A 17,682-nucleotide genomic window follows, 5' to 3' on the forward strand; every position below is an offset into this window, starting at 1 on the left:
AAAGCCAAAGGGGTATTTGGTTTGCACCACCTGGACGGGAGATTAGAAAGTCACCCTGACGCTGGCCGCGTAACGCACATCCTGGGAGTAGGTGTAGGCGTGCCGCTTGCCGATGTCACCCTGGTCCATCAGGCCGATGGTCTCTTCCCTGGTGATGTTGGCAGCTTCGAAGTTGACCGAGACGTTGTCGGTGATGTTGTAGCCCATGGAGAGGTCCAACTGGCCGTAGTCGTCGTTGTAGATGGGCACTCTCCAGCCGGCGCCATCATCCTTCCAGCCGTGAGCGTTTGCCGATACCAGGTACTCGCTACGCCAGTTCCAGGCCAGGCGGGCGTAGAAGCCGTACTTCTCGTACATGCCCACCAGGTTGTAGGCATGCTTGGATAGCCCTTCGAAGGGAAGATCGTCATAGGTGGAGCCATCGGTGTTGATCGGCTCCACGTTCTCCGGCACATCGGTTGTACTGTCGATATAGGTGTAGTTGGCCTGTACGCCGAGCCCGTTCCAGGGTTCCGGTAGGAAGTCGAAGAACTTGGTGAGGCCCAGTTCTGCACCCTGGATATCAGCAGTGCCCACATTTCCGGTCCAGGTGCTCACTACCGGGTAATCGAAGTCGTCGACGGTCGTTATCTCGATTACTGTGCGGAAGAAATCGGATACATCCTTGTGGAACAGGGTCAGGTGTGCCATTCCCCCGTTGTCGTCGAAATACCACTCGGCGGCCAGGTCGTACTGGTTGGCCCTCATTGGCTCCAGGAAGGGGTTGCCGTTTGCAGTCAGTGTGAGATCGACCAGGCTGGGATCGAACTCGCTCGCATCTTCGACCTGTTCCACACCTTCCTTCCAATCTGCCCCCAAAGACAGCAGCGCCTTCAGGTCACTGAAGTTGGGACGCCAGATGGCCTTGGAGGCTGCGAAGCGGAATATCAGGTCGTCGGCGGCGTGCAGGCGCAGGTTCAGGCTGGGCAACACATGGCTGTAGTCAGTTTCTCCTACCAGAGGGATATCTGGCTGCCAGAAGGGCTGTGTACCGTCGTCAAGGGTAAAGGTCGGAAAACTCAGCTGGCCGCTGGCGTTGTTTTCTGTACGCACATAGCGTACCCCAATGTTGCCGTCCAGCGGCATGGCCAGATCGTCGAAGGCGAAGTTCACTTTGGCGTAGATGGCCTGGGTGGTCTCCTTCTGGGTGTTGGTATTATCCACCGCGTCCAGGTCCAGCGCGTTGTCCCAATCGATAGTTGACGCACCGCCGGGCGTATTGTTGCTGATACGATCGGTTGTGGTGCGGAAGTCGCGCAACAGGGCCGGGTCTATCAAGTAAGCCGAGCCGGGGACGCTGATATCGCCACGCTGGAAGCCGCCGTAGGAGAAGAGTGTCAGGTCGGAGGGGTCGCTGATCTTTGGCAACGCACTGGTGGAGGGGTAGGGTTGCCAGCTATTGCCTACCTGCCAGGATTGGTAGCGCGCGGCCCAACTGGAGCTTTCGTGGTTGTCGGCGGTTTTTTCACTGAAGCGGGCGCCGGCCTGCACCGAGCGCACTATGCTGTTTTCGAAATCGTATTCCAGGTCCAGGCGCGCGGCCTTGGATTCGGCTTCGTTGTCTGCGGCCATGACCATCATCTGGCCGTAGCTATAGTTGGCGAAGTCGGTGAGAAAATCCGGGGCCACGAAGATCGACGGAGCGCCGCCCAGGTTGTCCACGGTCACGGACTGCGGGTATGTCACCAGGCCCAGGGTGTAGTCAACGGTTTCCCCGGTGGATGTTACATATTGAAGATCGGTTTTCACGCTCAGGCGCTCGGTGGCCTGCCATTCGGCACCGAATGAGAAGTCGCTGGTCTCGGAGGTGTTCTCCGAAAAGCGCGTGCTGGTACCGAAACCTATGCCGTTGCCCTGGGCGGTGGTGATGGTACCGGACTGCAATACCCCCTGGTCGTCATAAACCCAATCGTCTGCGCCCTTGACGCTGAGGAAGGTAGCCGGGTCGGCGGCGTCGGCGAAGAAGGCGGCTTCGTCCCAGTGTTGCTCATGCTTGGAATGGAAGGCGGTGAAATAGGTCTCGATGTCGTCGCTGGGCGCCCACTGCAGAGCCAGGTATTGGCCGCTGCGCTCGCGCTGGTAGTCGTTGCGGCGCCAGTCTACGCCGCGGGGGACCCAAACGGTTTGTCCCGCCTCGATATCATCGCGGGCCATATAGGGGCGGGTGTAGATATTGTCGGCGCGGCTGGACAGCTCGGAAAAGGAGACATCCACCAACAGGCCGAATTCGCCAAGGTCGGTTGCCCAGCGGTTGCTATAGAGAGCTGAGTACTCGCCGTTCGCCTCTTCGATCTGGTCTCCGTAGTTGCCCTTTGCGGTGAAACTGATCAGCTGGTCGTCGCTGTCGAAGGGCATGCGGGTGCGCAGGTTTACGATGCCGCCCAAGCCCCCCTCAATCATGTCCGCAGTCGGGCTCTTGAAAGTGTCGACACCGGCCATGAGCTCTGCCGGCACGTCGCCGAAGCTGAGGCTGCGACCATTACTGGCGGAGAATATATCGCGACCGTTCAGTTCTCCACGTACCTGACCCAGGCCACGTACGGCCACGCCCGATCCCTCGCCGGCGAAGTGCTCGGGGTCGCCCATATTGTCGTAGCGGGTTACGGTGACGCCGGGGACCCGCTGCAGCGCTTCAGCGATGCTGCGGTCCGGCAGCTTGCCGATATCGGTGGCGACGATCGAGTCCACGATCTGGTTGGAGTCGCGCTTGATTTCCTGTGCGGACAGGATACTGGCGCGCTGGCCGGTAACCACTACCTCTTCCAGTTGCTCCGCATCGTACTTGCTGTTCTCCTCAGCGACGTCCTCCTGCGCCACCGCCATTGCTCCCACGGCCATCAGCGAAATGCCGGAAGCCAGGCGGATATAGTGCGGCAACTTTTTCTTTGTGAATGCGTCATTATTTTTAAATTTCATTTTGTTTTCTCTCATCTGCAGGTTAATCAAGTTACCCCAAGACTCTTCTACTGGTGCTAAATCGACCTCCGTTTGACTGTTGATTAATGATCGGTCAGGGCGGACATTCCCATCTGCGCGTCGAAACCGTTTGTTTTCCTTTCTGGCGCAGGTTGCTGTCAGCATGAACGTTATCGTTGGGGGGCCGGAAGTTGCCCGGTACTTATCCGTACCCGGCATGAGCAAAAGACCCAAAAAAAGGAATAGCGAATCAGCTTCTATTTGCGCCGGATGAGTTCAACCAGGTATACGTCGTTTTCACGCAGTGGCAGGTTCAGGTTGAACACGCGCTCTTTGTCAATGCGAATATTCTTTTGCTGGGCGGGATTGCCCGTGGCCTGCGCCTTGAGTGCCTCCACCTGTGCCCCGGTAAGCTGTGCAGGAGATCCCATGTCAATGTAGGCGGTGTAAGCGTCATTCTGTCTATAGCCGACCTGGGAAATGCTGAGGGTGTAATGGCCTTCCTTCACTCCTTTTACCCGGATATCAACATCGCCCTTATCTTTGGCTGGCAGGTCCTGAACGTAGTACTGCTGATTGTTGATGTCCTCGGAAAGGGTGTAAGTGAAATCCCACAGCAACAACTGTACGTTGCCCTGTTCGTCTGTGGTCGCAAAGGACTGCGGATCGCTATTCAGCAGCTCTTGCGTTCCGAGTTGGTTCAAAAACTGATAGGCAAAGTAGGCGGGTTTCTTTATACCCTGGGTATTCATCAGGCCGAATCCGCCGTGGAAGGCTTCAAAGCGCGGCCCCGCCTCTTCGAAGATATCGGTGAAAACCCAGTAGGACATGGACTGTGCCGCGTCGCCCACCTGCTTCAGTTTCTGCAGTATGTAAGCCGCTTGGTGATAGCTGTCGTGAATCGGGTCGGCGGGGGTGTAGGATGAACTCCACTCGGTGTAATGGAGCTCCAAATCGGGCATGCTTGACTCGGAGATTTCCCGGCGGTTTTTCAATACATCGCCGCTTACAGCCCATTCATCCTTGGCGAGCACGGTGCCGGTGGTGCCAAATTCATCGAGAAACCCCTGTTGCACGCCATAGGCGTGAGAGCTGACGAAGTCCAGCGGTACCTTGTTTTCATCGGCGTAGGTAATGATTTCCGGAATCCAGGCCGCGCCCGCCGTTGCGGGGCCGCCTACGCGGTAGCGACTGTTTACACTTTTGATGGCGTGCGCGGCATGGGCGTAAAGCTTGAAGTACTCCGCCTGTGACCCTGCCCAGAAACCGTCCAGGTTGGGCTCGTTCCACACCTCAAAATACCAGCTGGCCACTTCCTCGGCGCCATAGCGCTCAGTCCAGTGTTCGGCGAGTTTTCTGACCAGGTTTTCCCATTTTTCGTAACTGCGTGGCGGTGTGACATTGCCGCGCCACCAGAAAACGGTTTGATCGCCACTGGCCAGGGCCGAAGGCATAAAGCCCAGTTCTACGAAGGGCTTCATACCGATGCTGAGGATATAATCGTAGAGGGCGTCTATATACTGAAAGTTGTATTGCTCCTTGCCCTGGCCGTCTATGCGGTATACCGCCATATCATCGGTGAGCAAGCCGTGCATGCGGATGTAACGGAAACCGGCATCCCGCCTGACTTGTGCCAGCTGCTGCTGCCAGTCCGCACGCAACCCCTCATTGGCCCGACCGGCCCCTATGCTGGCATTGAAGAATTGGTTCAGGTTTCCCAGTGCCTCATTGACATCGACGGTGATGGTGCGCTCTTGCGCCAAAGTGTTGATGGCCGGTAATAAGACATAAAGCAAGCAGAGTTTGGAAACGATTCCGATTCTCATGAGCAAGGCTCCTGCTCCGCCAATGCTGTACCCTGCGTCCCCGGGCTATCTGACTCGAACGGGCTGGTGTTGTGGCTGGGGCAAAGGGGGGCGGCTGACCCGCCACCGCTGCTGCTCACTAGGATTGGACGGCCGCAATGGGCCAAGGCGCCGGCTCTGCTCATGATCGCTCTCTGAAGGCTTATTGTTATGTTGGATATGGACCTGTAACCCACAGGGGGTTTGGGCCACTGCCAGTAATAAACCTATTGAAAACAGGGACTTAACCGGTAATGCTATTCCAAGAAAGCTTATCAAATTGCAGAAAGTTGCAGTTTTTCCTGTATAAGTTGAAGTTTGCCACAGGCGTTTTGTCACAGGCGTTGTGGGCGATACTGCCGCCGCCAGGCTCGCGCAGTCGTTGTGAAACGGCTTCCGGGAAATCAGTGTGTCTGACCCCTGCCGCCGCAGGAGTCAGGTCATAAAGGCTTTTGAAGTTCTGGGGGGCAGCCGTACTCTTCCTTGAACAGCTTATTGAGGTGGGAGGCGTTCCTGTAACTCACCGAATAGATGCTGCCGCCACCAGGCGCGCAGTCGTTGTGAAACGGCTTCCGGGAGATCAGTGCGTCCTGTCCCCTGCCGCCACAGGGGTTTGGTCATAGAGGCTTTTGAAGTTCTTGGGGGTGCAGCCGTACTCTTCCTTGAACAGCTTGTTGAAGTAGGAGACGTTCTTGTAACCCACCGAATAGGCGATCTCGGCAATGCTCGCCTTCTCCTTTTCCGCCAGCAGGCGTGCGGCCTCGGTCAGGCGCAGCTTGTTCAGGTAGCCGGTAAAGGTAAACCCCAGCTCTGTCTTCAGTATGTCGTTGATCTTGGTTCGATTCACGCCAATAGCCGCGACCATGGTATCCAGATTCAACTCGGCGTTGGCGTACTCTGTGCCCATAAAACGCAGGATATCCTCTCTCTCCCTATCGCGCAGGGGTTCCACCGAGAGCTGCTGGTAGGCCACCAGGGGCCGATCCTTCTGGATTTTGCTTCTCAGGTCGTGAATCAAAGCCTGTGTGTGCTGGCGAAAAAACCAGACTCCATAGGAACTCCAGGCCAGGAGCAGAAAGGCCCCCAGGGAATACATATAACTCCAATCGCGTCCGTGTAGTTCCAACTCATGCAGCTGCACCCTGGATGGTGCTTCCATGGGGCTTTGATAACTGGAACCGAACTGAATTTGGCGTACCTGGTCAAGTTTGTATTCCGTCATCGACAGCTTGAGCTGGTACCTGTCCAGCCACCATTGCGGTGTTTCAAGGCGGGTCAGGTCCAGCTCCACTCGGTTCCAGTCTTCATCGCAGGAAAAAAACGCTATAGGAGAACGATAGCTCAATAAATCATCGGGATTGGTGGTCTCCTCCTCCACGGTCGAAGCGATGAAGACAAGCACATTGGAGGGTGAGCACTTGGCCGAAAACGATAGGCTAGAAAATGCGGACAAATCCGCAAACCTCGGCTGCCCCGCCCGGTCCTTGAACAACAATGATACCGACGCGTAAGGATACTGCGCCTGTTGGGAAAGGTTTAGTTCGAAATCCAGGCTGTAGTGTGCATCGTTGATTTTTACTGTGGAAAGCCCGCCCTGATAAATATCTGTGTAGGGCTCGGCAACCCAGGAGAGTTCACTTGCTTCCGCTGGCAGGAGTGGAACATGCAGGAAAGTGCGCTGCACACACAGGTAAGTCACCAGGGCGCTGGTCAACAGTAAACCCAGCAGGCCCAAGGACGCTTTATTATAGAAATTCAGCATGTCGGGGGATCACGGGTTACCAAGGGTAGGGCGAGGAGCCAGCGATTCGACCGGCGCACTAGGCAGCCGCCCTGATGATGCCACTGTTGGGTTGTAACCAAGCAGAGAAGGAGATCCGTCAATTGAGTATCTGGGATGGGTCATCATTGGAGCTGCGATGGCTGTACTTATCCATTCTACTTGCGGGACCGGCATCAGTTAGCCAGTCTCGTTATCCCTGTAAATGTTTATTTTAATGGTGATAAAACCATATTGTCATATAAAATGCTATTGCATTTTGTGACTATTGAATAGGGCGTGGTCAAGGTGAAGGATGGCTTGTTCATTGTCCGTGGCGCTGTTGCGATGGTGAGCTGGCGCGGGCACTCGACAGCCTGGACCAGGCACTGGCCGGTGAGCGTATCGAGCGAAAGATGTTGCGGATTGTCCCGGATAACCTGGAGCAGGAGATACACAAGCCCGTCAACGAAAACGCATCCATTCCGGCGGAGGAAGAGGTGATCCGCATCTCGCTGGAGCAGTCTCTGAACCCGCCGCCGCGTGTAACACGGACTCGACAACTACGCCGAGCGCTTCGAGAGTCAGGACGGAGACGGCTTGTCCCTGCAGGCCCTGCCGAAGGGCTGGAGCGTGTTTATCGGGTTCTACGCCGACTGGTGTGTGCCCTGCAAAAAACAGGAGCAGGCGCTGGCGCGCTATGCCGTGCACAGAGACCAGCAGCAATATGTCGCGGAAGCCTGATTCGATTGCCGGGCGAACGCCAGATTCAACCGCTGACGCGGTGCCAGTACCGCTTACAGCTCTCTCACCCAGATATTGCGGAAACTCACATAGTCGTTGTGGTCCTGCAGTGCGATGGGCGCGCAGCCGTGGGCTTCATACTCGGGCTCGCCTATCCACTCGGTCTTGCCGAGTATTTCCACATGGTTCTGGACAAGGACACCATTGTGCAGGACCGTGACAACTGCCGGCTCCACAAGCTTCCCTCCCTCAAACCGGGGCGCTTTGAAAATGATATCGTAAGTCTGCCATTCGCCCGGCGGGCGCATGGCATTCACCAGGGGAATATGCTGCTTGTAAACGGAGGCCGCCTGGCCGTTGGCATAAGTCGGGTTCTCATAGGAGTCCAGGATCTGGACTTCATAGCGCTCCTGCAGGAACACGCCACTGTTATTGCGCTGCTGGCCTTTGCGGTCGCCAAATCCGGTGGGTGTCCGCCACTCGAGGTGCAGTTGCACATCACAGAATTCGCGTTTGGTCCGTATATTGCCCTTCCCCGGCGCTACCGTGAGAATTCCTTCCTCGAGAGTCCACTCCACCCCGCCGCCGGCGGCGGATTCCCACTGCGACAGATCCTTGCCGTCGAACAATACCCGCGCATCCGAGGGTGGGGCATCCGCTGGCGCCTTGACGATAGCCGGTACCGGCGCCCACACTTCGGATTTCTGCGCCAGTTGCCAGGGCTCCAGCGCCTCGTCCGCTGAATCGGCGTGGCAGCCCGACACTGCGAAAATTAGCGGGGCGGCCAGGGATACTGCCATTGAACTGAAGACGCGGACTGGATGATTTCTCACGGGAATTTGTTGATTATCTTTTGGTTGCTATTTCAATCAGGTGGCCCAGGCTCGATCACCCTCGGCGTAGGGTATGCAGCCGTCATAGTGGCCTGGTATCGCCGAGTAACGAAGCACCTGGGTGGCACCGACCTGCGATGTGAAGAAACCGAACAGGGTGAGCTGTTTGATCATGGTGAAGTAGTGCGGGTCGGATTGATTGGTATTGTGCCGCCGGGCCTCGCGGTCCAGTTCCGTGAGCAGACCCTGTCTGTCTTCGCGGCTCAGTTCCATAAAGGCGGCACCGTAGGTTTCCCGGCTGCTGGTCTGCAGCTGGGTAATGCCGCGATGGAAAATGGCCCGGTCCTGCTCGCTGTAACAGTCGTTCACCATGGTTGCCATAAACGTTCCTACCTGGGCATCCTTCGCGCCGGGTGTATCCGTCCGCGGAATGATGGTTTCGGCCACCTCATCCAGGAGCGCGATATCGGCCGGGTCAAAGTACTCACTTTTGGGCTCGCTTCGGGATGGTTCCCTGCGTGCACAGCCTGACAACAGCGCAGTTCCACCGATAAATGCGGTGCCAGTGGCGGCAGCGATCATTTTCAACAGTTCACGTCTGTTCATGGTCACAGGTTGCCTCTTTTAAGTTCTTCCACCGCGTAGTTGGCTGCGCGGGCGGTTATTGCCTTATAGGTCAGGGAGGGGTTCACGCAGGATGCGGAGGTCATGCAGGCGCCGTCGGTAACGAAAACGTTGGGCGCATCCCAGACCTGGTTATAGGCGTTGAGTACGGAAGTCCTGGGATCGCGCCCCATGCGCGCGGTTCCCATCTCGTGGATGCCCTTGCCCGGCGCATAGTCGCCGTTAAATCCGCGCACCTTCTTGATGCCCGCGGCTTCGAGCATCTCCACGGCGTCCTGCATCATGTCCCTGCGCATGGCGATTTCGTTCTCGCGTATTTCCACATCCATTGCCAGTACCGGTAACCCCCACTTGTCCTTGACGTCGCGATTCAGGTAAATACGGTTTTCGTGGTGGGGCAGCATCTCACCAAAGCCGCCCATGCCGATCTGCCAGCTGCCCGGCTCGCTCAGGGCATTCTTCAGGTCGGCGCCGATGTTCATTTCGGCCACATCCCTGCGCCAACCCTGCCTGCTGGCCGCACCCTGGTAGCCAAAGCCGCGCAGGTAATCACGCTTGTCGCCGTTCCAGTTGCGGAACCTGGGTATATAGAAGCCGGTGGGGCGGCGGCCGAAGTAGTACTTGTCCAGGTAGCCCTCCACCTCGCCGTTGGCGCCTACGTGCAGGTGATGGTCCATGACATTGTGACCCAGCTCGCCGCTGCTGCTGCCCAGGCCGTCGGGCCAAATGTCCGTGGCGGAGTTCATCAACACCCAGGTCGAGTTGAAGCTGGAGGCGTTGAGGAACACGACGTTGCTGGTAAATTCATAGGTCAGATTGGTTTCCGCATCGAGTATCTCCACACCTCGCGCACGTTTTTTGTCCTTGTCATAGAGTATCCGGCTCACGATCGAAAAGGGGCGAAGGGTCAGGTTTCCGGTCTTCATGGCCGCCGGAAGGGTGGAAGACTGGGTACTGAAATAGGCGCCGAAAGGGCAGCCCAGCCAGCACTTGTCCCGGGCCTGGCAGTGTACCCTGCTCTCTTCCGGTTTGGACCGGGTGAGGTTGGCGGTGCGGCCCATGATCAGGTGGCGCTGGCCCTTGAAAGCCTTGCGGATTCGCGCGGCGACATCCTTCTCCACGCAGTTCATTTCGAAGGCGGGCTGGAACTGGCCATCCGGCAAAACATCCAGGCCGTCGCGGTTTCCACTGATACCGGCAAAGCGTTCCACATGGTCGTACCAGGGCGCCAGGTCATCGTAGCGAATAGGCCAGTCTACAGCGATGCCTTCGCGCAGGTTGGCTTCGAAATCCAACCGGTTAAAGCGATAGCTCTGGCGCCCCCACAGCAGTGAGCGGCCGCCGACATGGTAGCTGCGGAACCAGTCAAAACGCTTATCCTCCACATAGGGAGACTCCTTCTCGTCGGCCCACATGCCGTAGGTGGATTCGTTCAGCGTGTACTCGCGCTTCAGTACCGGGTGGTCTTCCTTCATTTTCTGGGTGGGTGTGTCCCGGTGCGGGTAATCCCAGGCTTCCTTGTGGGCGTTTTTGTAGTCTTTGACGTGCTCTATATTGCGCCCGCGCTCGAGCAACAGAACCTTGAGACCCTTTTCGGTAAGTTCTTTTGCCGCCCATCCACCGCTGATTCCGGAGCCGACGACGATAGCGTCGTAATGATTGTTCATCGCCATTGTTATATCTCCTTTATCGTGCTATCCATGAAAGCGATCCTGGAAAGCCGGGAATACAGCTATCGCAATCGGATATGAATGACACTAATCAAGGCTTTAGACATCACAGATTTGTATCGCTGATTTCAATGATGCGATATTCCCCTCCATATTCTCCCGTGTCGGGATAAATTCCTGGGCAATGTAGCCGCCGAAGCCGGTTTCCCTGATTGCGCGGACAATGGCCGGGTAGTTGAGCTCCTGGGTTTCATCTATTTCATGGCGACCCGGAACGCCGGCGGTGTGGTAGTGCCCGAAGTATTGGTGGTGATCGCGAATGGTGCGGATGATATCGCCTTCGCTGATCTGCATATGGTAGATATCGTAGAGCAGCTTGAAGTTGGGGGAATCCAGCCGTTTGCACAATTCGATTCCCCAGGCCGAGTTGTCGCAAAGGTAGTCGGGGTGGTCGATCTTGCTGTTGAACAACTCCATCTGCAGGATGACGCCGCGTCTTTCCGCCTGTGCAAGAATTCTCTTGAGGCCCCTGGCGGCATTCTCCAGCCCGGTTTCCGGGTCCATCCCGCGGGCATTGCCGCTGAAGCAGATCAGGTTGCGGTAGCCGGCCTCCGCCACCAGGTCAATATGCTTTTGATAGCTGTCAATCAGCCGGCCGTGAAATTGCTTGTTCCCCCAGCCGTTCTCCAGATTGATTTCGGCACCATTGCACATGGAGGAGTCAACCCCTGCGCGCTTGAGCACTGGCCAATCCTTCGGTCCAACAAGATCAATGGCGGCGAAGCCCAGTTGCTTGACCACCGCACACAGATCTTCGAGCGAGAGGTCACCGTAGGTCCAGCGGGAGACGGAGTGGTTGATATTGCCTTTCAGCTTCGCCGGCGGCGGGCTGCTTGAGCTGGCCAGTGCGTTCAGGCTTAAAGTGCCGGCGGCACCCGCGCCCAGTGTGCCCGCGGCAAGGTTGCGCAGCAGGGTGCGCCTGGTCGGATTGAAGGACATTTCAATCGGTCTCCTTCGGGAGAGCCAGCTCAGAGGTTGCTTCTTCCCCCTCCGACCCCTTTTCTCTATTGAACGTCAAGGTGAAGATCGCAAAGACGGCCAGGGAGAATGCCGCGGGGAATATCCAGATGTTTTTCCACAAGTGGCCGTCCGCCAGGGTAAAGTGTTCGGTAATCTGTCCCGCTACCCAAAAGCCGATAAGCATACCCACGCCATAGGTGGCCAGGGTGATCATGCCCTGGGCGGAACTCTTGAATTGTTCTCCGGCTTTGGAGTCGGTGTAGATCTGGCCCGACACAAAGAAAAAGTCGTAGCAGATGCCGTGCAGGGCGATGCCGAGGATCAGCATGAAGGTGAGGTTGTCGGCATCGCCAAAGGCGAACAGGGCGTACCGCAGGGCCCAGGCGAGCATGCCGATAAGCAGCGTCAGTTTGATGCCGTAGCGCTTGAGAAATATCGGCAGCGCCAGCATGAACAGGACTTCGGAGACCTGGCCGATGGTCATTTTCCCGGTGGCGTTTTCAACCCCGATTTCCGTCAGGAACGGATTGGCGTTCTGGTAGTAGAAGGCGAGGGGGATACAGATCAGGACTGACGAGAAAAAGAAGAGTGCAAAGTTGCGGTCCTTCAGCAGGCCCAGGGCGTCCAGCCCCAGCGCATCGCGAAGCGCCGGTTTTCCACCCTGTGCCGCGGCGGGCGGTGTCCGGGGCAGGGTGAAGCTGAATATCCCCAGCGCCAGGGATGCCAGTGCACACATAAGGAAGGTGTTTTTCAGCAGGCCTGCGGCAATCGCCTGCTGGGAATCCCAGGAGAATCCATAGCTGATGGCCAGTCCCGCGACAATCCAGCCTATGGTGCCCCAAACCCGGATTTTGGCAAAGTCCCTGGCGGGGTCATCCATTTGCCGGAAGGCGACGGAGTTGACCAGCGCCAGGGTGGGCATATACAGGATCATATAGGCCAGCACGAAGGGGTAGAAGCTGGCGAAATCCCCGGCGCGATGGAGCTGGTACATCAGGGCCGCGCCGGCCAGGTGGAGAATGCCGAGTATCCGCTCGGCATTGAAATAGCGATCCGCGATCAGCCCGACAATAAAGGGGGCGATGATCGCGCCCCAGGATTGCGTCGCAAAGGCCATGCCGGTCTGGCTGCCAGTGGCGTTGAGGTTGTGGGCCAGGAAGGTGCCCAGGGTGACGAACCATCCCCCCCAGATAAAGAACTGGAGGAACATCATGGTGCTGAGGCGTATTTTTATAATATTCATGATGACTGCCTACGCTGTTTGTCGGAGATGTTGTTTTCGTGTAACTAATCACCCCTGTGGCACTGAGCCGAGGCCTGGGCGGCCCTGCTGCCGGTGGCCGTCCGGGACAAAGCCTCATCGGTCTGTTTGCCAGCCGCAGACGCTTTTCCCGGACGGCCCCCGGCATCAGGGCCTTCGCATCTGGCTCAGGTATTCTGTTCCGAGTCCCGAGTCCCGAGTCCCGAGTCCCGAGTCCCGAGTCCCGAGTCCCGAGTCCCGAGGGAGTGAGTAGTTACCGCTAATCTACCAAACCCAATATCCGTCGATTCCGCTGCTCACTGGTGTTGCCACCGGCAAAGTCGTCAAAGGAGTGCGCGGCCCGGTTGATCATCTGTTCCTTGATGAACGTCGCTCCCTCGGCCGCCCCCTGTTCCGCGTCCTTCAGGCAGCACTCCCACTCGAGCACCGCCCAGCCCTCGAAATTGTACTGGGTCAGTTTGCTGAAAATACTCTTGAAGTCCACCTGGCCGTCGCCCAGGGAGCGAAAGCGGCCGGGGCGGTTGACCCAGTCCTGATAGCCGCCATAAACGCCGGCGCGGCCGTTGGGGTTGAACTCCGCATCCTTGACATGGAACATACGGATGCGCTCGTGGTAGCGATCGATGAAATCCAGGTAATCGAGCTGCTGCAGGACGAAGTGGCTGGGATCGAAAAGGATGTTGGCCCGGGGGTGGTGATCCACCGCGTCCAGGAAGCGCTCAAAAGAGGCGCCGTCGTGCAGGTCTTCGCCCGGGTGGATCTCGTAGCAGAGATCGATGCCGGCGTCATCGAAGGCGTCGAGGATCGGCCGCCAGCGCCGCGCCAGTTCCGCGAACCCCTGCTCCACCAACCCCGCCGGGCGCTGGGGCCAGGGGTACACCAGATGCCAGAGCAGGGCGCCGGAAAAAGTGGCGTGGGCTTTCAGCCCGAGGCGCGCGCTGGCTTTGGCGGCAAGCAGCAGTTGCTTCACCGCCCAGTCGGTGCGCGCGCGGGGGTTGCCGTGCACCGCGGGCGGCGCGAAGTTGTCGAACAGTTCGTCGTAGGCCGGGTGCACCGCCACCAGTTGGCCCTGCAAATGGGTGGACAGTTCGGTGACCTCCATCCCGGCTTCGGCCACCAGGCCCTTGAGGTCGTCGCAATAGTCCTGGCTCTCCGCGGCGAGCTCCAGGTCCAGGCAGCGGGGATCGTTGCTGGGCACCTGTACACCGCGATAACCGAGGGAGGCGGCCCAGTGGCAGATGTCCCTGAGGTTGTTGAACGGCGGCTGGTCGCCCATGAATTGGGCCAGGAACAGGGCCGGGCCCTTGATTCCGGAATCGGTTGTGCTCATGCCACTGCTTCCTCTGCCGCCGTATCTGCCAGCGCGACCCAATTGCCGTTGCTCGCCAGCATGGCCTCGATAAACGCCATGCCGCGCACCCCTTCTTCTATACCCGGCAGGTCGCCGGGGCTGTTGTCTTGTATCGCCGCGGCGAAATCCCGGTACAGGTTGGCCATGGCCTCCAGGTAGCCCTCCGGATGCCCGGCGGGCAGGCGCAGGCCGCTCAGGGCGCGGGGGTGCAGTTGCCCGCGGTCGCTGCCTGCGCGCAGGATATGCAGGCTGCCGTCGGCCTCGCGGTGGAGCAGGCTGTTGGGCTCCATCTGCCGCCACTCCAGCCCGCCTTTCTCCCCGTAGAGGCGGATACTCAGGCCGTTTTCCTCGCCGGCACACACCTGGCTCGCCATCAGCACGCCGCTGGCGCCGCCGTCGGTGCGGAACAGGGCTGCGCCGTCGTCGTCCAACCGGCGGCCCTGGATGTGGGTACGCAGTTCCGCGTTCAAATGCGTGATCCGCTGGCCGGCGATGAATTCCGCCAGGCCGAAGGCGTGGGTGCCGATATCCGCCATGCAGCCGCTGGTGCCCGCCTGTGCGGGATCGGTGCGCCAACCGGCCTGCTTGTTGCCGCTGGCCTCCAGATCGCCGGCGAGCCAGCCCTGGCAGTACTCCACGTAGATCTTGCGCAGGCGGCCCAGTTCGCCGGCGCGCACCATCTGCCGCGCCTGGCGCACCAGCGGATAGCCGAGGTAGGTGTGGGCCAGGGCGTAGCGGCAGTTGCCGGCGGCGAGCACGCTTTGCAGGCGCTGTACCTCCGCCAGTGAAATGCCCGCGGGTTTTTCGCAGAAGACGTGGAAGCCGGCGCTGAGAGCCGCCTCGGCGACGGGTACGTGCAGCTGGTTGGGGGTGGCGATGGTGAGCGCGTGCATGCGCTCGGACTCCGGCAATGCAGCCTCGGATTCGAGCAGGCTCTGCCAGTCCGGGTAGACGCGGCTGGCGGGCAGGTCCAGGCCGCTGCCGGTGCGTCGGTTGTTGCCCCGGTCGCGGCTGAAACTGCCGCACACCAGTTGGATGCGCCCGTCGAGGTTGGCTGCAGCCCGGTGCACCGCGCCGATAAAGGCCCCTTCGCCGCCGCCGATCATTCCCAGGCGCAGTTTGTTGTCGGGCTGCTTCACATTGTTCTCCTTATTGTCGTCCGACCGCTGCGGCCGGTCCGCTTCCGGACTGGAGCAGGGTTTGTGTTAGTCAATGTAACGGGTTACATTTTCCCCTGTCAAGGTATACACGGATGCATTCGGCGCCGGATTGGCCCTAGGAGGCTCACTGCGCCTGTGTTATCAAGAGGTGAAAATCTGCCCGGTGTCACTCTACAGGCGGATAGTGTGGCCGGAGAAGTTGAAGGAGGGGCTCCCGTCTATGTCGAATATTCGTACCGTGGCCAGGTTGGCCGGCGTATCCGTCGCCACGGTTTCCCGCGCGCTGGCCAAGCCGGACCTGGTATCTCCGCGCACGCGCAAGAAAGTACTCGCCGCGGTGGATGAGGCCGGTTACAAGCCGAATCTGATGGCTGTGCAGTTCCGCTCCCGCCGCACCCACAATCTGGTGGTACTGGTGCCCACCATTGCCAACCCGTTTTTCTCGCGGGTGATTACCGGTATCCAGCAGCGTGCCCGGGAGGCGGGTTACCAGGTGTTGTTGTGCAATACCCTGGGGCGCGAGGATACGGAGCGGGATTACGCGCGTATGGTGCAGAACTTCCAGGCGGACGGGGTGATCCAGCTGCGCGCCTTCGATCCCTTTGCGGCAGGGCAGGATGAGGAGTCCGGCACCGCCGGGTTGCCGCCGCTGGTGAATGCCTGTGAAGTGATGAGCGATTGCCGCTATCCGTCGGTGCAGCTGGACAACCGCGCCGCGGCGCGGGCGATGACGGACCATCTGGTGCGCCTGGGGCACCGGCGTATCGGCCTGATCAAGGGGCCGCAGCGCAGTCCGCTGACGCGGGATCGCGTTGCCGGTTACCGCGAGGCGCTGGAGGCGGCGGGGATAGACTTCGAGGAATCGCTGCTGTGCCCGGGGGATTTCTCGCTGCAGTCCGGGCACCGGGCCGCGGGCACCCTGATTACTCGCGACAACCCGCCCACCGCGATTTTCTGTGAGAACGACGAGATGGCCATCGGCGCCATCCAGCGTATCAAGCAGGCGGGGCTGCGGGTGCCGGAGGATATTTCGGTGGCAGGCTTCGACGATATCGCCTTTGCGTCCTACAGCGACCCGCCCCTGACCACTATTGCCCAGCCGGCGGAAGAATTCGGAGCCGCCGCCGCGCAGCTGCTGATTGATCTGCTGGAGACGGGGCCTGGCGCGGAGCCCGCGCGGGTGGTATTGCCCTACGACCTGAAAGTGCGCGACAGCACCGGCCCCGCGCCTTGAGGCGCAGCATGCATCCCCTGGAGGGTTGTGGGTCTGCTTGAAACCGGTTACATTTTCCGGGGTGAATGAGGCCGGGAATCACAGCCGGCCCCTGCGAAGCTCGGTGGCAAGACAAAGACAATAAAAACGACCAGGGATGATCAACATAAGCGCAAACCCTGCCCGCGGTGCCGGCCTGTGCCGTACCGCCAACTTCATCCTCCCCCTGTTTGCGGGCGGGCCGCCGCGCTCCGCCGTATTCCCCGTTTCCCCCAATCCGTTGCGCCCGCGGGCGTCCAGTGCACGCCTCTGTGCAGGAGATAAATCATGAGCAGATCCATCAACCGCCGGGAATTTCTCACCATGACTGCCGCCGCCCTCGCCGTCAGTGCCTGCGGCCGGCCGCTCGCTACAGACGCCACGGAAGGGGAGACCGGCAGGGGGGGCGCCTTGGAAGTGCCCACCGTGCGCGGGGTGCAGTTGTACACGGTGCGCTCGCTGATGCAACAGAGCGTCTCCGCCACCCTGGAGGCCCTGGCGAAAATCGGTTACCGACAGGTGGAGTTCGCCGGCTATTTCGGCAAGCGACCCGCGCAGCTGCGCAAAATCCTCGCCGATGAAGGACTCGCCGCGCCGGCGGCGCACCTGCAGTTGTCGCAGCTGCGCGAGGAGTTCCCCCGACACCTGGAGGCGGCGGTGGAAGTGGGACACCGCTACCTGGTGCTGCCATGGATCGACGAGAGCGAGCGCAGCGAGGATGGCTACCGCCGCCTGGCGGACGATCTCAACCACTGGGGCGAAGCCTGCCGCGATGCCGGCCTGGTGATGGCCTATCACAACCACGAATTCGAATTTGCGCCCAGCGGTGATTTCCTGCCCTACCACTGGCTGCTGGATAACACCGATCCAGCGCTGGTCAGCTTCGAGATGGATCTATTCTGGGTGCGCAAGGCGCAGCGGGACCCGCTGGAGTATTTCCGCAAATACCCGGGCCGCTTCCCGCTCTGGCACGTCAAGGACATGGATACCGCGGGAAATATGGTGGACGTGGGTGCCGGGGTCATCGACTTCCCGCGGATTCTCGCGGCGGCGGAGCAGTCCGGTTACCGCTTCGGCTTCGTGGAGCACGACCAACCCAAAGACCCGCTCAAGTCCGTCACCGCCAGCCTCGGCGCGGCGCGGGCCTGGGGTAGGGGCTGAGAGGGAAAGCGGCCATGGACAGAAGGACCGCGTTGAAACAGCTGATGC

Annotated in this window: 13 protein-coding genes; 3 read left to right on the top strand and 10 right to left on the bottom strand. The window is 59.5% G+C overall.

The features are described 5' to 3' along the window. Positions 1 to 42: 42 nt before the first annotated feature. The 3 genes from AC6R19_RS09835 to AC6R19_RS09845 all read right to left on the bottom strand — a co-directional run bounded on the left by AC6R19_RS09835 (position 43) and on the right by AC6R19_RS09845 (position 6,561). Positions 43 to 2,955 carry a TonB-dependent receptor gene (locus AC6R19_RS09835; RefSeq protein WP_500579630.1) on the bottom strand — a complete coding sequence of 971 codons (2,913 nt, stop codon included), beginning with the start codon at positions 2,953 to 2,955 and terminating at the stop codon, positions 43 to 45. A 257-nt stretch (positions 2,956 to 3,212) separates the two neighbouring features. Then, positions 3,213 to 4,781, bottom strand: coding sequence for a GH39 family glycosyl hydrolase (locus AC6R19_RS09840; protein ID WP_500579631.1), 1,569 nt, complete (start codon positions 4,779 to 4,781; stop codon positions 3,213 to 3,215). A gap of 598 nt (positions 4,782 to 5,379) precedes the next feature. Further along, the gene (locus tag AC6R19_RS09845) at positions 5,380 to 6,561 is read right to left on the bottom strand and encodes a helix-turn-helix domain-containing protein (protein WP_500579632.1); all 1,182 of its coding nucleotides are present in this window, start codon (positions 6,559 to 6,561) and stop codon (positions 5,380 to 5,382) included. Between the two features lie 597 nt (positions 6,562 to 7,158). Between AC6R19_RS09845 and AC6R19_RS09850 the strand changes: the two genes are divergently transcribed. Further along, entirely contained in the window at positions 7,159 to 7,302 is a 144-nt protein-coding gene (locus AC6R19_RS09850; RefSeq protein WP_500579633.1) for a hypothetical protein, read from the top strand. Positions 7,303 to 7,355: 53 nt separating this feature from the next. Here the strand turns inward: AC6R19_RS09850 and AC6R19_RS09855 are convergent, their stop codons facing one another. From AC6R19_RS09855 to AC6R19_RS09885, 7 genes are all read right to left on the bottom strand, one after another. Next, a complete protein-coding gene (locus tag AC6R19_RS09855) occupies positions 7,356 to 8,135 on the bottom strand; it encodes a 3-keto-disaccharide hydrolase (protein ID WP_500579634.1) in 780 nt (259 codons plus the stop codon). Positions 8,136 to 8,171: 36 nt separating this feature from the next. Continuing rightward, positions 8,172 to 8,741, bottom strand: coding sequence for a gluconate 2-dehydrogenase subunit 3 family protein (locus tag AC6R19_RS09860; protein ID WP_500579635.1), 570 nt, complete (start codon positions 8,739 to 8,741; stop codon positions 8,172 to 8,174). Between the two features lie 2 nt (positions 8,742 to 8,743). Next, positions 8,744 to 10,432 carry a GMC oxidoreductase gene (locus AC6R19_RS09865; protein WP_500579636.1) on the bottom strand — a complete coding sequence of 563 codons (1,689 nt, stop codon included), beginning with the start codon at positions 10,430 to 10,432 and terminating at the stop codon, positions 8,744 to 8,746. Positions 10,433 to 10,528: 96 nt separating this feature from the next. Next, positions 10,529 to 11,428 carry a hydroxypyruvate isomerase family protein gene (locus tag AC6R19_RS09870; protein ID WP_500579637.1) on the bottom strand — a complete coding sequence of 300 codons (900 nt, stop codon included), beginning with the start codon at positions 11,426 to 11,428 and terminating at the stop codon, positions 10,529 to 10,531. A gap of 1 nt (position 11,429) precedes the next feature. Next, positions 11,430 to 12,692: a nucleoside permease gene (locus AC6R19_RS09875; RefSeq protein ID WP_500579638.1), complete on the bottom strand. Its 1,263-nt coding sequence runs from the start codon at positions 12,690 to 12,692 to the stop codon at positions 11,430 to 11,432. A 277-nt stretch (positions 12,693 to 12,969) separates the two neighbouring features. After that, the gene (locus AC6R19_RS09880) at positions 12,970 to 14,040 is read right to left on the bottom strand and encodes a sugar phosphate isomerase/epimerase family protein (RefSeq protein WP_500579639.1); all 1,071 of its coding nucleotides are present in this window, start codon (positions 14,038 to 14,040) and stop codon (positions 12,970 to 12,972) included. Beyond that, the gene (locus tag AC6R19_RS09885) at positions 14,037 to 15,200 is read right to left on the bottom strand and encodes a Gfo/Idh/MocA family protein (protein WP_500579641.1); all 1,164 of its coding nucleotides are present in this window, start codon (positions 15,198 to 15,200) and stop codon (positions 14,037 to 14,039) included. The genes AC6R19_RS09880 and AC6R19_RS09885 overlap by 4 nt, the downstream gene beginning before the upstream one ends. 241 nt (positions 15,201 to 15,441) lie before the next feature. Here AC6R19_RS09885 and AC6R19_RS09890 point away from each other — a divergent pair, with 241 nt between their 5' ends. Together AC6R19_RS09890 and AC6R19_RS09895 are read left to right on the top strand one after the other, a co-directional pair. Beyond that, positions 15,442 to 16,455, top strand: coding sequence for a LacI family DNA-binding transcriptional regulator (locus AC6R19_RS09890; protein ID WP_500579642.1), 1,014 nt, complete (start codon positions 15,442 to 15,444; stop codon positions 16,453 to 16,455). Between the two features lie 306 nt (positions 16,456 to 16,761). Further along, positions 16,762 to 17,634 (top strand): sugar phosphate isomerase/epimerase family protein, encoded by an 873-nt coding sequence (locus AC6R19_RS09895; protein WP_500579643.1) that lies wholly within the window; start codon positions 16,762 to 16,764, stop codon positions 17,632 to 17,634. Positions 17,635 to 17,682 lie beyond the last annotated feature (48 nt).

It is taken from the genome of Microbulbifer sp. SE14 (genome assembly GCF_059834885.1).

Excerpts from the sequence above, each read along its gene's own strand:
- AC6R19_RS09845 (WP_500579632.1), bottom strand. The coding sequence starts at position 6,561 with ATGCTGAATTTCTATAATAAAGCGTCCTTGGGCCTGCTGGGTTTACTG.
- AC6R19_RS09895 (WP_500579643.1), top strand. The coding sequence starts at position 16,762 with ATGAGCAGATCCATCAACCGCCGGGAATTTCTCACCATGACTGCCGCC.
- AC6R19_RS09875 (WP_500579638.1), bottom strand. The coding sequence starts at position 12,692 with ATGAATATTATAAAAATACGCCTCAGCACCATGATGTTCCTCCAGTTC.
- AC6R19_RS09865 (WP_500579636.1), bottom strand. The coding sequence starts at position 10,432 with ATGGCGATGAACAATCATTACGACGCTATCGTCGTCGGCTCCGGAATC.
- AC6R19_RS09890 (WP_500579642.1), top strand. The coding sequence starts at position 15,442 with ATGTCGAATATTCGTACCGTGGCCAGGTTGGCCGGCGTATCCGTCGCC.
- AC6R19_RS09835 (WP_500579630.1), bottom strand. The coding sequence starts at position 2,955 with ATGAAATTTAAAAATAATGACGCATTCACAAAGAAAAAGTTGCCGCAC.
- AC6R19_RS09880 (WP_500579639.1), bottom strand. The coding sequence starts at position 14,040 with ATGAGCACAACCGATTCCGGAATCAAGGGCCCGGCCCTGTTCCTGGCC.
- AC6R19_RS09840 (WP_500579631.1), bottom strand. The coding sequence starts at position 4,781 with ATGAGAATCGGAATCGTTTCCAAACTCTGCTTGCTTTATGTCTTATTA.
- AC6R19_RS09860 (WP_500579635.1), bottom strand. The coding sequence starts at position 8,741 with ATGAACAGACGTGAACTGTTGAAAATGATCGCTGCCGCCACTGGCACC.
- AC6R19_RS09870 (WP_500579637.1), bottom strand. The coding sequence starts at position 11,428 with ATGTCCTTCAATCCGACCAGGCGCACCCTGCTGCGCAACCTTGCCGCG.